Source organism: Achromobacter sp. KK8 (assembly GCF_054188005.1).
This window is the reverse complement of record NZ_CM135178.1, coordinates 3,490,162-3,502,875: the sequence shown is the minus strand read 5'-3', so window position 1 is coordinate 3,502,875 and position 12,714 is coordinate 3,490,162. Positions and strand designations below refer to the sequence as shown.

Annotated in this window: 11 protein-coding genes; 5 read left to right on the top strand and 6 right to left on the bottom strand. The window is 67.1% G+C overall.

All coding sequences use genetic code 11. From position 1 onward, the window contains the following. Positions 1 to 332: 332 nt before the first annotated feature. On the top strand, positions 333 to 1,796 hold the full coding sequence (gene rng, locus ACVN9Z_RS16155) for a ribonuclease G (RefSeq protein ID WP_026384722.1): 1,464 nt from the start codon (positions 333 to 335) through the stop codon (positions 1,794 to 1,796). A gap of 334 nt (positions 1,797 to 2,130) precedes the next feature. Next, entirely contained in the window at positions 2,131 to 2,832 is a 702-nt protein-coding gene (locus ACVN9Z_RS16150; RefSeq protein ID WP_006384024.1) for a DUF3053 domain-containing protein, read from the top strand. 90 nt (positions 2,833 to 2,922) lie between these two features. Here ACVN9Z_RS16150 and ACVN9Z_RS16145 read toward each other — a convergent pair whose 3' ends face one another. The 4 genes from ACVN9Z_RS16145 to msbA form a co-directional block, all read right to left on the bottom strand. After that, positions 2,923 to 4,395: a sensor domain-containing diguanylate cyclase gene (locus ACVN9Z_RS16145; protein WP_458212393.1), complete on the bottom strand. Its 1,473-nt coding sequence runs from the start codon at positions 4,393 to 4,395 to the stop codon at positions 2,923 to 2,925. A 267-nt stretch (positions 4,396 to 4,662) separates the two neighbouring features. Next, entirely contained in the window at positions 4,663 to 4,890 is a 228-nt protein-coding gene (locus tag ACVN9Z_RS16140) for a hypothetical protein (RefSeq protein WP_026382737.1), read from the bottom strand. 145 nt (positions 4,891 to 5,035) lie between these two features. Further along, the gene (locus ACVN9Z_RS16135; RefSeq protein ID WP_107316882.1) at positions 5,036 to 6,853 is read right to left on the bottom strand and encodes a monovalent cation:proton antiporter-2 (CPA2) family protein; all 1,818 of its coding nucleotides are present in this window, start codon (positions 6,851 to 6,853) and stop codon (positions 5,036 to 5,038) included. Between the two features lie 50 nt (positions 6,854 to 6,903). Continuing rightward, the gene (msbA, locus tag ACVN9Z_RS16130) at positions 6,904 to 8,679 is read right to left on the bottom strand and encodes a lipid A export permease/ATP-binding protein MsbA (RefSeq protein ID WP_035181076.1); all 1,776 of its coding nucleotides are present in this window, start codon (positions 8,677 to 8,679) and stop codon (positions 6,904 to 6,906) included. A gap of 108 nt (positions 8,680 to 8,787) precedes the next feature. Here msbA and ACVN9Z_RS16125 point away from each other — a divergent pair, with 108 nt between their 5' ends. The 3 genes from ACVN9Z_RS16125 to ACVN9Z_RS16115 are packed head-to-tail and all read left to right on the top strand — an operon-like array spanning position 8,788 to position 10,814. Further along, complete coding sequence (locus tag ACVN9Z_RS16125; RefSeq protein WP_026382735.1) at positions 8,788 to 9,759, top strand: glycosyltransferase family 9 protein; 972 nt, start codon at positions 8,788 to 8,790, stop codon at positions 9,757 to 9,759. A gap of 15 nt (positions 9,760 to 9,774) precedes the next feature. Then, positions 9,775 to 10,539 (top strand): YdcF family protein, encoded by a 765-nt coding sequence (locus ACVN9Z_RS16120; protein ID WP_006384031.1) that lies wholly within the window; start codon positions 9,775 to 9,777, stop codon positions 10,537 to 10,539. A gap of 2 nt (positions 10,540 to 10,541) precedes the next feature. Continuing rightward, positions 10,542 to 10,814: a YkgJ family cysteine cluster protein gene (locus ACVN9Z_RS16115; RefSeq protein ID WP_024068310.1), complete on the top strand. Its 273-nt coding sequence runs from the start codon at positions 10,542 to 10,544 to the stop codon at positions 10,812 to 10,814. A 50-nt stretch (positions 10,815 to 10,864) separates the two neighbouring features. Here the strand turns inward: ACVN9Z_RS16115 and ACVN9Z_RS16110 are convergent, their stop codons facing one another. Both ACVN9Z_RS16110 and ACVN9Z_RS16105 read right to left on the bottom strand, forming a co-directional pair. Further along, positions 10,865 to 12,013 (bottom strand): glycosyltransferase family 4 protein, encoded by a 1,149-nt coding sequence (locus ACVN9Z_RS16110; protein WP_020924398.1) that lies wholly within the window; start codon positions 12,011 to 12,013, stop codon positions 10,865 to 10,867. Then, the gene (locus tag ACVN9Z_RS16105) at positions 11,988 to 12,713 is read right to left on the bottom strand and encodes a polysaccharide deacetylase family protein (protein WP_006384034.1); all 726 of its coding nucleotides are present in this window, start codon (positions 12,711 to 12,713) and stop codon (positions 11,988 to 11,990) included. The genes ACVN9Z_RS16110 and ACVN9Z_RS16105 overlap by 26 nt, the downstream gene beginning before the upstream one ends. Position 12,714: the final 1 nt, after the last annotated feature.

Below are 12,714 nucleotides of genomic sequence, written 5' to 3'. Positions count from 1 at the left end.
TCGGCCTGTCACACGCCGGACGCAAAAAGACTGATGAATTTTGCAGGACATCGGAACGCAAGCCGCCCGCGGGCCGTCCGTTCCCTGCTCGCGCACTTGTCCAACGCCTCGTCTCTCTATATAGATAGCGTTGTGTGCCCGCGTGCCGATGGCGCAGTCTTCCCTATCTATATAGATATATAGGGCGCCTCCCTCGCCCCCTCTTATCCATATGGATAGGCGATCTCGCCAGCAGGGCGCCGCTTGCCCGGCGCGCCGGTACGTTTACTATTCGCCTTGCGCCGCACTGCCCTTAACTTGGAGAAGATGCCCCCATGCCCCCCACCATCGCGTTGAGCGAAGATATCCTGATCAACGTCACGCCTTTCGAGACCCGCGTCGCGCTGGTCGAGCAAGGATCGGTGCAGGAGCTGCACGTGGAACGCAGCATCCAGCGCGGGCACGTCGGCAATATCTACCTGGGACGCGTGGTCCGGGTGCTGCCGGGCATGCAGAGCGCCTTCATCGACATCGGCCTGGAGCGGGCCGCCTTCATCCACATCGCGGACCTGCGCGAGAACCGGGGCGAGCGCAGCCAGGGCCTGACGCCGACGCCCATCGAAAAACTGCTGTTCGAGGGGCAGACCATCATGGTCCAGGTGGTCAAGGATCCCCTGGGCACCAAGGGCGCCCGCCTGTCGACGCAGATCAGCATGGCCGGCCGCATGCTGGTGTACCTGCCGCACGATCCGCACATCGGCATTTCGCAGAAGATCGACTCGGAGTCCGAGCGCATCCAACTGCGCGAGCGGCTGCAGGCGTTGATGCCTAGCGAGGAAAAAGGCGGCTTCATCGTGCGCACCCAGGCCGAAGGCGCCAATGACGAGGAACTGGCGGCCGACCTGGAATACCTGCGCAAGCTCTGGACCAGTGTGCAGGCCGCGGCCCGCACCCAACCGGCGCCGGCGCTGCTGCACCAGGACCTGACACTGGCGCAGAGAGTGCTGCGCGACATGGTGGGGCCGTCGACGGGCGCCATCCTGGTCGACTCGCGCACCACCACCGCGGCGATGCTGGAATGGGCCCGCGTCTATACGCCTTCCGTGGTCGATCGCATCCAGCATTACAGCGGAGAGCGCCCCCTGTTCGATACGGCCAATGTCGACGAGGAGATTGCGCGGGCCCTGTCGCGCCGCGTCGACCTGAAGTCGGGCGGCTACCTGATCATCGACCAGACCGAGGCGTTGACCACGGTCGACGTCAATACCGGCGGCTTCGTCGGCGGCCGCAACTTCGACGACACCATCTTCAAGACCAATCTGGAAGCCGCGCAGGCCATTGCCCGTCAATTGCGGCTGCGCAACCTGGGCGGCATCGTGATCCTGGACTTCATCGACATGGAGGAACAGGAGCACCGCGAGACCGTGCTGGCCGAACTGAAGAAGGCGCTGGCGCGCGACCGCACCCGCATGACGGTCAATGGCTTCACGCAGCTGGGCCTGGTGGAAATGACGCGCAAGCGCACCCGTGATTCGCTGGCGCACCAGCTGTGCGAGCCCTGCCCCATGTGCGAGTCGCGCGGTAACGTGCGCACGCCGCGCACGGTCTGCTACGAGATCCTGCGCGAGATCCTGCGCGAGGCGCGCCAGTTCAATCCCAAGGAATTCCGCATCCTGGCGTCGCAGGACGTGGTGGACCTGTTCCTGGAAGAGGAAAGCCAGCACCTGGCGATGCTGGGCGATTTCGTGGGCAAGCGGGTGTCGCTGGAAGTCGAGAGCACGTATTCGCAGGAAAAGTACGACATCATCCTAGTTTGAAACCCGCAGCCTTGCCGGCCCATGGCCGGTACTCCATGATCTGTGATGCCGGAAAGCCGCGACAGCGGCTTTCTTCTTTCATGGCGACCTTATTCCATCGTGACCATCCTTCATGGCGGCCGTACTCCGCCCTGCCTACGCCCGCTCGCGCGTACCAGCTGCCATGCAAATTTTCACGTCAATGTGTGTGAATTTTGTATCTTGGCACTTCGATTGAAATGAAGTTTGAAACCAATGGCGACGAAGGCCACGACCCGATAAGCTCGCCCCCGGCTGGCCACCCCCGGTTTTAAAAGGGGCGCGCCATTTCCCATGTTTTCCGGAGAATCACGTAATGAAATCCCTATTCCGTCCTTTCGTGCTGCTGGCCCTGGCGTTGCCGCTGGCGCTGACCGCTTGCGGCAACAAGGAGCCTGAGCAACGCGCGGCGTTCACGCAGTTCCTGCAGACCCGCATCGTCGACAAGCCGGGCGTGCGCGTGCCGCAGCTGACGGAAGAAGAGAAGAAGTCCTTCGGCGACTACGCCGCGCAGTATGCGGTGATCACCGATTTCAACGCCGGCATGGACGCTTCGGTCAAGCCGATGGGCAGCCTCATGCAGAAGGGCGCCGTGCGTTCGCTGAACGACGTGGTGGCCCGGCGCGACGACATCAAGACGGTGCAGACCGCGCTCAAGGACATGGGCGAGGCCCTGACCAAGGAGCAGGCCAAGGCGGACGCGGCGCGCGCGCAACTGAAGCAGCCCGACGACCTGAAGGCGGTGTATGACAAGGCCTACGCCAAGACGGTGACGGTGCCGGCCGACACCTTCCGCGAAGTGTTGCCGCAAATCAGCGGCACGCTGGACAGCAGCCTCAAGGTGGCGGAATACGTCGAAACGCACAAGGCGCAGATCGACCTGACGGGCCCGGCGCCGCGGGTGCAGGACCCGGCCGTGCTGGCCGAGCTGAACAAGCTGCTGCAGGAATTGACCGCCCAGGCGCAGAAGGTGCAACAGGCGCAAACCCGCCTGCAGGCCGTCATGCTCGGCCGCTGAGCGCCTCGCTGGCATCTCGACGGGACGGTCCTTGCAACGGCCGTCCCGTTTTTCTTGGCGTCCGCGACGGCGGCGACAGGCCGACGCCCGTCATGGGCCGGCAGCCACGACGCGGTTGCGCCCGGCCTCCTTGGCACGGTAGACGGCCGCATCGGCGGCTTCAACCAGGGCGGCGACTTCGTCGCCCGGCCGGGGCACCACGGTGGCCACGCCGATGCTGACGGTGACAATGCCGCCTTCGTTGTCTTCGTGCTGCGCGTGCAGGCCGACCACGGCCTGGCGTATGCGTTCGGCGATGTCGATCGCATGCTCGAGCGGGGTATTGGGCAACAGTGCCACGAACTCCTCTCCGCCATAGCGCGCCGCCAGGTCGCGAGGGCGCCGCGCCTTGCCGCGCACGGTCAGCGCCAGTATCTTGAGCAGCTCGTCGCCCTCCTGGTGACCATAGCGGTCGTTGTAGAGCTTGAAGCGGTCGGCGTCGAGAAACAGCAGTGACAAGGGTTCGCCGTCGCGGCCCGCGCTGGCCCATTCGCGCGCCAGTGCTTCATCGAAGGTGCGGCGGTTGGCAATACCTGTCAGGCCATCGGTCTGGGCCTCTTTTTCAAGCCTGGTCTCCACTTCCAGGCGCAACCGCGTCTCGCGCCGGTACAGCACGACCTGCGCCACCACCGAGGCGAACAGCGCCAGGGTGATGGGGATGACCAGCATCGCCCGTCGTTCCCATGGCGCCAGGACTTCGTCGACCGCCATCGCGACGTCGATGACCAGCGGCGTGCCGGGCACGCTGTCGAAGGTATAAAGACGGTCGACGCCATCCGGCGCCAGCGCGCCGACGAACACGCCTTCGCGGCGGATCAGGAATTGTTGGAAGTCCGGTTCCTGGCCGATGTCGGCGTCCAGGTCCGCGGAGGAATAAGGGGTGCGCGCGAGCACCGCGCCATCGTTGCGGAAGATGGTGATGGAATCGCGCGGGCCGATCGACACCCCGGCGAAGCGCTCGCGGAAATAGGCCAGGCGCAGCGACCCGGTGACCACGCCGGCGAAGCTGCCGTCGGGCGCGGCAAGCCGGCGGCTGATGCCGATGCTCTCGTCACCGCCGCGCAAGCGGCTGAGGTACGGGCGGCTGACATACATGCCGGCGTCGGGCCTGTCGCGATGGACCTGGAAGAAGTCGCGATCGGCGAAATTGGCGATGGGAGGATCGAGGCTCTGTGAGTCGTAGCGGACGTTTCCGTCGCGGTCCAGGATGAGGATGGTGCCAAGGTACTCGGCGCTGGCGGCGCGGTCGAACAGGAAGCGATGCAGGGTGCCGCGTGGCAGCTCTTCGATACCCGGCTCTTGCAGGCGTTCAATGACGCCTTGCAGCGACAGGTCATAGACGCGAATGGTGCGGCTGATATCGGCCGACAGCACTTCCGTCAGGTTGCCGGCGGCGACGTAGGCGAGGTTCCAGGTGATGCGCCGGTCCGTCCAGAGCAACGCGATCGAGGCGGCGCAAATGCCGATGGCGATCAACCCCGCGAGGGCGTACAGGCTGCGATGTAGAAACCCATGGGACTTCAATACGGCGCTCCTTCGCGATCGCGGCGGGGTGTCATGCCTTTTACGGGTCATGATGCCGCAAGCGCGGGCGACCAGGCAAGATGGCACCCGTTCACAGCCAGGAACGGCGTCGGCGGATCCGCGCCAGGGCGTACCGATCGATATCGAAAGCCGTATCGGCATGGCGCCGACCGGGCATCTTGCCTGGCGGCGCCAGGCCGGCAAGCGCCGCGTGGCGATGGCAGCCAGCCACGCGCCCCCCCACGGCCGCGCGGCCGGGCCAGCGCGTCAGGACAGCGTGGCGGCGATCCGGAAGGGGAAGGCCTTGGCGCCGCGCGCCTTGTCGGTTTCGCGATGGGCGCTGATGGCCCAGGCGGGGCCGGCCCCGCCCGCCGACAGGACGAGTTGGCGCATGGCGCCCGCGGAAAACCCGCAACGCAGGGTCGTGGCTTGACGGCGTGCAAGCTCAAGCGCGACCGCTTGCGGGGTCGTGGAAATCCGATCCGATTGCAGCATGGCAGCCCCCTGGCAGAAACGCTCCGGAAGTGGAGCGCGCTTGAAGCTAAATCTACCTCAGCCGATCGGACTTGCGCGTGAAATGATGCGTAAAGTAATGCAAAGAGGCTGTAATACGCGATACGGGTCGCTTGTCATACGGCGGTCATGCCGGCGCGCCAGGCTCCGCATGCCCGGCCGGCGCCACGGTTTCACGGTCCGGCTGGTCGTTCCTGCCATCCGCCGGGCCGGTCATGTTGCCGTACAGCAGCGAGCGCCCGGCGAACAGGCCGCCGGCCACCTCCAGCTCGAACCGGTCGGTGTCCCGCTTGCGCACGTCCGCCACCACGTCGGCGGCTTCGTCCGGCGGCACGCCGATGGCGCGCAGCGCGGCTTCGCCGAAAACCAGGGCCGATTCCAGGGTCTCGCGCACCTGGTAGTCGACCCCTTCCCTGGCCAGCGCCAGGGAATGGATGCGGTCATAGGCCCGCACCACCAGTTGCACCAGGGGGAATTCCGATTTGATCAGCTTGACCATGTGGTTGACTGACTGCGGATTGTCGATACAGATCAGGATGGCCTTGGCGGTTTCGGCGCCGGCCGTGCGCAGCATGTCGATGCGGGTACCGTCCCCGTAATACACCTTGACGCCCCATTTGGCGGCCGCGCGGATGGCATCGGTGTCGATATCCAGGATCGAGACCTTCATGTCGCGCGCCAGCATTGCCTGCGTCACGATCTGGCCGAACCGGCCGAAACCCACGATCAATGCGCAACCTTCCAGGTCCCGGGCCACGTCCACCCCTTCCATCGAGGGGACGGGTTTGGGCAGCAGCCAGCGCAGCGCCAGTACGCACAAGGGCGTCAAGGCCATGGAAATGATGACCACGGCGATCAGCACGGCGGCCAGGTGCGCATCGAAGATGCCCGCGGCCGCGGCGGCGCCGTAGAGCACGAAGGCGAATTCGCCCCCTTGGGCCAACAACGCCGCGCGGGTCACGGCCTCGGCATGGCTGGCGCGCAACAGCCGGGCGACCAGGTAGACGCCCACCGATTTGACCAGCATGAAGACCAGCACGCCCGCCAGGATCAACTGCCATTCACGCGCCACCGCGGCCAGGTCCAGCGACATGCCGACGCCCAGGAAGAACAGGCCCAGGAGGATGCCGCGGAACGGCTCGACCTCGGCCTCCAGCTGATGGCGGAAGGTGGACTCGGACAGCAGCACGCCGGCCAGGAAGGCGCCCATGGCCATCGACAGGCCGCCCAATTCCATAAGCAGCGCCGCGCCCAGCACCACCAGCAGCGCGGCGGCGGTCATCACTTCGCGGGCATGCGCGGCCGCCAGCAGGCGGAACAAGGGGTTGAGCAACCAGCGCCCGGCCGCCAGCAGCGCCAGGACGCAACCGACGGCGATGGCCGCCTGCAGCCAGGGATCGCCATGCTCGGTGGTGCCTGCCGGCGCCAGCAACGCCACCAGGGCCAACAAGGGCACGATGGCGAGGTCTTCGAGCAGCAGGATGGAAACGATGCGCTGGCCCTGGGCGCTGGCGGTCTCGTCGCGCTCGCCCAGTATCTGCATGACGATGGCGGTGGACGACAGCACGAAACCCATCGCCGCCATGAAGGCCGCCGGCCCCGACAATCCGGCCAACAGGCCGACCGCCGTCAACAGCGCGCCACAGGCCACCACCTGGGCCACGCCCAGGCCGAAGATTTCCCCGCGCAGCTTCCATAGTCGCGACGGCTGCATTTCCAGGCCGATGATGAACAGAAACATCACCACGCCGAGTTCGGCCACATGCAGGATGGAACGGGGGTCGGAGAACCAGCCGATGCCGAACGGGCCGATGGCCAGGCCGGCGGCCAGGTAACCCAGGACGGAACCGAGTCCCAGGCGCTTGAACAAGGGCACCGCCACCACCGCCGCGCCCAGCAGGACGACGACGTTGACCAGCTGGTTGCCTTCTGCGGGCAGGGACATGGGCGGCTCCTGGGTGGCCTGGCGCGGCGCCCCGGGCGCCGCGCACGCGATCAGTCTTCGCGGAACTGCATGTTGTAGAGCGAGGCGTACAGGCCGTCGGCGGCCAGCAGCTCGGCGTGGGCGCCCTGTTCGACGATCTTGCCGGCGTCCAGCACGATGATGCGGTCGGCGTTCTGCACCGTGGACAGGCGATGCGCGATGACCAGCGTCGTGCGCCCCTTCATCAGGCGCTCGAGCGAGGCCTGCACCTGGCGTTCGGACTCGTTGTCGAGGGCGGAGGTGGCCTCGTCGAGGATCAGGATCGGCGCGTTCTTGATCAGGGCGCGGGCGATCGCCAGGCGTTGGCGCTGGCCGCCGGACAGGCGGGCGGCGTTTTCGCCCACCGGCGTGTTGATGCCCTGCGGCAGGCCTTCGACGAAATCGAGCAGGTTGGCGGCGGCCAGCGCGTCACGCACCTGCTGCTCGCTGGCTTCGCCCAGGGCGCCGTAGCCGACGTTGGCGGCGATGGTGTCGTCGAACAGCACCACGTCCTGGCTGACCAGCGACAGGTGCGAACGCAGGCTGCGCAGCTTAAGGTCGTTGATCGGCACGTCGTCGACGTAGATGGCGCCGCTGTCGGCCAGCACGAAGCGCGGCAGCATGTTGACCAGCGTGGTCTTGCCGCTGCCGGAGCGTCCCACCAGCGCCACGGTCTGGCCGGGTTCGACCACGAAGGACACGTCATTGACGGTGTCGCGGTCGGCGTCGGCGAAGCGGTGGGTGACGTTGCGGAACTCCACCTTGCCGCGCACGGGCTCGGGCAGTTCGCGCGTGCCGGTGTCGCTTTCGGGCACCTGGTCGATCAGGGTGAACACGCTTTCGGCCGACACCAGCATCTTCTGCATGCGCGCGGCCAGGTTGGTCAGGCGCTTGATGGGGTCGAAGATCTGCGCCAGCGCGGCCATGAAGGAGGCGAAGCTGCCGACCGTGAGCGAGCCGTTGTTGGCCTGGCCCAAGGCGACGGCGATGACCGCGCCCACCGAGATCGAGATGCACACCTGCGTCAGGGGCGTCAGGGCGGCGTCGGCGGTGGCGGTGCGCATGGCGAAGCGGCGCAGGCGGCTGCTGACGAAATCGAAGCGGCCGCGTTCGACCTCGTAGCCGTCGAACAGCTTGATGACGCGCTGGCCGTCGATGCCCTCGCTGACCACGCGGGTCAGTTCGGCGTTCATGTTGACGGTGTCGCGGTTGATGCGGCGCAGGCGCTTGATGAAGGTGCGCGCGATCAGCACCGAGACGGGCAGCATGATCAGGATGATCAGGGTCAGCACCCACGAGGTGTACAGCAGCACGCAGATCAGGGCGATGACCACCAGGGTTTCACGCACCAGCACCGTGATGACGTCGGTGGCGTAGCCAGTGACGTTGCCCGCGTCGATGGTGAATCGGTTCAGCAGGCGGCCGGTGTCGCCGCGCTTGAAATCGGCGTCGGGCAGGCCCAGCAGGCGTTCGAACATGTCGCGCCGCATGCCCAGCAGAACGTTGTTGGCGACCCAGGCCAGCAGGTAGTCGCTGAAGAAGTTGCAGACGCCGCGCAAGAAGATCAACCCGACCACCGCCAGCGGCAGCGCCCAGACATAGTACGGTTTGGCGCCCGAGAAGCCGTCGTCCAGCAGGGGCTGCATAATGACGGCCAGCGTGGGCTGCGTGGCGGCGGCGCCGGCCATCAGCAGGGTCGCCAGCACCAGCCCCTTCCAGTAGGAACCGACCCGGCTATAGATTCGGCTCCAGAGTTCAGCTTTGACAGGCTGGGAGCCTGCGGGCGCGTTGCGTGCGGCAGAATTCAATGGAATCACTCGCTTTTATACAATTGTGCCCCGGATTGTACTGGCTACGCGTTGCCGCGCGGGGCCGGGCGTCCCCCTTTCAGTTCCTATTGCGCGGTGCGCCTGTCCATGTCCGAAATCAGTTGCCTCTACGTCCGCCTGCCCAATTGGGTGGGCGATGTCTGCATGAGCCTGCCCAGCCTGCGGGCCTTGCAGGCCGCCGGCTTGCCCCTGGTTATCTGTGCCCGCCCCTGGGCGCGGGACCTGTTGGACGGGATCGACAAACGGGAGTTCCTGCCAATGCTGGGAAAAGTGGGGCCGGATAGAGCCACGGTCAGCGCCCATCGCCGCGCCCTGGGCGCCGAGGGGCGGCGCGCCCGCGGCCTGTTGTTGCCGGATTCGCTGTCCAGCGCGCTGGTGTTCCGGCTGGCGGGAGTGCCATCGGCGGGCTATCGCGACGACGGCCGCAGCTTCCTGTTGCGCTGGCCGGTGGCCAAGCCGGACGCCGCCCTGCACGCGGTGCAGTCCTGGCATCACCTGACACGCGAAGCGCTGGCCCGCTGGGGTCTGCCCACCGGCCCCGCCGATCCCGCTCCCACGCTCGACCTGCCCCTGACGCCGACGCACCAGGGCGCCGCCGACCTGGCCCTGGAGGCGGCGGGCCTGGCCGGGCAGCGCTTCGTCCTGATCGCGCCCACGGCCACCGGGCTGCACAAGGGAAAGATCAAGGTGTGGCCAGGATTCGATACACTTACCCGCGCCTTGCAGGCACGGGGCCATACCGTGGTAATGTGCCCCCCTCCGGCGGAAACCGACGAAGCCCGGCGCAATGCCCCGAGCGCGCAGTTGCTGCCTCCCTTGTCCCTGGGCGCGTTCGCCGCGTTGACGACCAAAGCAGCATTGGTGGTGTGCAACGATTCCGGCGTTTCGCACGTCGCCGCGGCGGCCGGCGCGCGGGAACTCACGCTATTCGGCGTCACCCGCCCCGGCCGGACCGGACCGTGGTCGCCCCGGGCGGTGTGCATCGGTTCGGAAACGGCATGGCCATCCGCCGAGGCGGTGCAACAGCAGGCCAACGCCATGCTGGACGATGCGCGGTAAACAGTTTGTCTTGAAATGACCATGTCGAGCTACCTCACGAATCTGATCATTCCCTACAACCTGTGCCTGACCCTGGTGGTGGTCGGCCTGGTGCTGGGCCTGTTCCGGCTGCGCAAGACCGGCGGCGCCCTGATCCTCGCCGGCCTGCTGTGGGCGCTGGCGTGGTCGCTTCCGGTGACCTCGCTCTGGCTCGGCGGCGCGCTGGAAAACCGCTATCCGCACCTGCCGCCCGCCGAGTCTCCCACCGCCGACGCCATCGTGGTGCTGGGTGGCAATACCGCCAATGGCCGCGCCAATTGGTTCCTGCCCTACGACAAGGACACCGCCGTGGTGCGCGTCGACACCGCGGCCCAGCTCTACCTGGCGGGCCGGGCGCCCAAGGTGGTGCTGTCGGGCGGCGCGCTGGAAGGCGACGTCAGCGAGGCGCGCGGCATGGCCCACGCCATCCGCCAACAGGGCGTGCCGGAATCGGCCCTGATCCTGGAAAACGCCAGCCGCACCACTTACGAGAATGCGGCCCTGACCGAAGACCAGCTCAAGACCCGCGGCATCGGCAAGGTGCTGCTGGTCACGTCCGCCCTGCACATGCCGCGCGCCATGGCGGCGTTCTCCAAGCAGGGCGTGATCGCCATCGCCGCGCCCGCGCCCCCGCAGATCGTGGCGCCCGCCGACGGTTCGCTGAACCCGTGGCTGCCCGACCAGCGCACGTTCGACGCCAGCCGCTCCATCATCAAGGAATACGCCGGCCTGTTCGTCTACTGGTTGCGCGGGTGGGTCTGAAGATGCCGGCCTCGCTGGCGTGCCGGCCAGGGTGCGGCGCCTGTTGCATCGCGCCGTCGATCACGCGGCCGATCCCCGGCATGCCCGACGGCAAGCCGGCAGGCGTGCCCTGTATCCAGCTGCTGCCGGACATGCGTTGCGCCCTCTTCGGCCAGCCCGAGCGTCCGGCATTCTGCGGCGGGCTGCAGGCCCAGCCCGAAATGTGCGGATCCGAGCGCGAATATGCGATCCGCTGGCTGGGGGAACTGGAACGGGCCACGGCGCCGACACATTGAAAGCGAAAACGGGACCTTGCGGTCCCGTTTTTTTTGCCTGCGGCCGCGTCTCAGCCGCGCTCGGCCAGCACCCCGTGGTACAGGTCTTCGTAGCGCGACGCTACGGTCTCCCAGCTCTGGTCGCGCGCGATCGCCAGGCCGCGCTCGGACAGCGCCGCGCGCAGTTCGGGTTCGTCGCCCAGGCGCTGCAGGGCCTGCGCCAGCTGCGCGCCATCGCGCGGATCCTGCAGGATGAGGGCATCCTTGCCGGCCGACAGGTATTGCGCGAATCCGCAGTAGGCGGGGGAACTGACCACGACCGGCAAGCCATGCGACATGGCTTCCAGCGGCGCCATGGCGTAGCTGTCGTTGAGCGTCGGATGGGCGTAGATGTCGGCCGCGGCAAAGTACCTGGCGACATCGGGCGTGGGATCGACCAGCGTGACGCGATTGGCCACCGCGCCGGCCGCGCGCACCCGTTCGCGGGTCGCGGCGTCGGCTCCCACCACCAGCAGGCGGTACGGCGCGGGCAGCAGCGCCAGCGCGTCCAGCAGCGCGGGCAGCCCCTTGCGCAGCGGGTTGCGAGCCACCAGCAGGCAGCCGATCGTGTCCGCCTCCCAGCCCAGCGAGGCGCGCGTGGCGGCGCGCGAGTCCGCCGCTTCTGGCGCGGGCAGCTTGACGCCGGGCGCGATGATCTCGACCGGCAACTGCGGACCGTAGCTCCGGTGCAACTGGTCCATGATCAGGCCGGACACCGCCACTACCCGACGGGCGGGCGCGCGGCGCACCCGGAATTTCTCGAGCAACAGATACGTGGCCAGCCGCGGACTGAGCCAGGCGAGTACACGCTTGAGCGGCTTGGCCCGGGTCAGGCGGTTGTAGCGTACCGGCGTGACGTGCATGACCTGGATTTCGCCCGCCCAGCCGTTCATGTGCGAATGGACGATGTCGTAGCGGCCACGGGTCAGGCGATCGGCCTTCCAGGCGAAATACAACACCCGCATCCAGCTGGGCAGCCAGCCGGGAAAGCGCACCGGGTGGAAGGGAAACGGCAGATCGCTGTCGAAGTCGCGCGCCACCACGGAAATATCGTGGCGCTGGCCCAGCACGCGCATGAGTTCGACGCCGTAGGCCTCGGCGCCGCCGAAGCGGTTGCCGAAGCGGTCGACCAGCAGTGCGATGCGCAGCCGCCGCTCAGCGGCGCCCGCGGGTGTCTTCATAGCGCGTCAGGCATTTCTGCAGGAAACGGAAGATGCCGGTCGAACGCGACACGGTCACTCGCGGCAGGCCGAAGGGATCGTCGCTGGCGCGCGCCAGGCCGCGCTTGGTCAACGTGGCGTTGTCGTAGCCCGCCTCGCGCGCCATGACCAGATGTTCCGGGCCATGGTCGCCGTAGGGATAGCAGAAGGCGGTGACCGGCGCGCCGAGAGCCTGCTCCAGCACGTCCTTGGATTCGACCATCTGGCGGCGCGCCTCTTCGGGTGTCATTTCGGGCAGGTGGACGTGATCCAGGGTGTGCGAGCCGACCTCGTGGCCGGAGGCGGCCCACTGGCGCATCTCGTCGACGGTCATCAGGGGCGAAAAGGGAATGCCGATCTTGGCGTCCCAGACATTGCCGCCGTCGAACTGGTTGGCCACCAGGTAGTTGGTGGCCGTGAAGCCGAGCTTGTCCAGCACCGGCATCGCATTCTGGACCACGTTGCGGTAGCCGTCGTCGAAGGTCAGGCCGAATACCTTGCCGTGGCGCTCGCCGCGCACGTACGGCATGATGTCGCGCATCGACAGGCCGCGATAACCCAGGAAGCGCATCCAGCGCATCTGGCGCGCGAAATCGTCCGGGTGCACCGTCAGGCCGCGAAACGGCGTGCCCTTGGGATTGGGTTCGCCGATCTGGTGGTACATGAGAATTGGGATAGACATA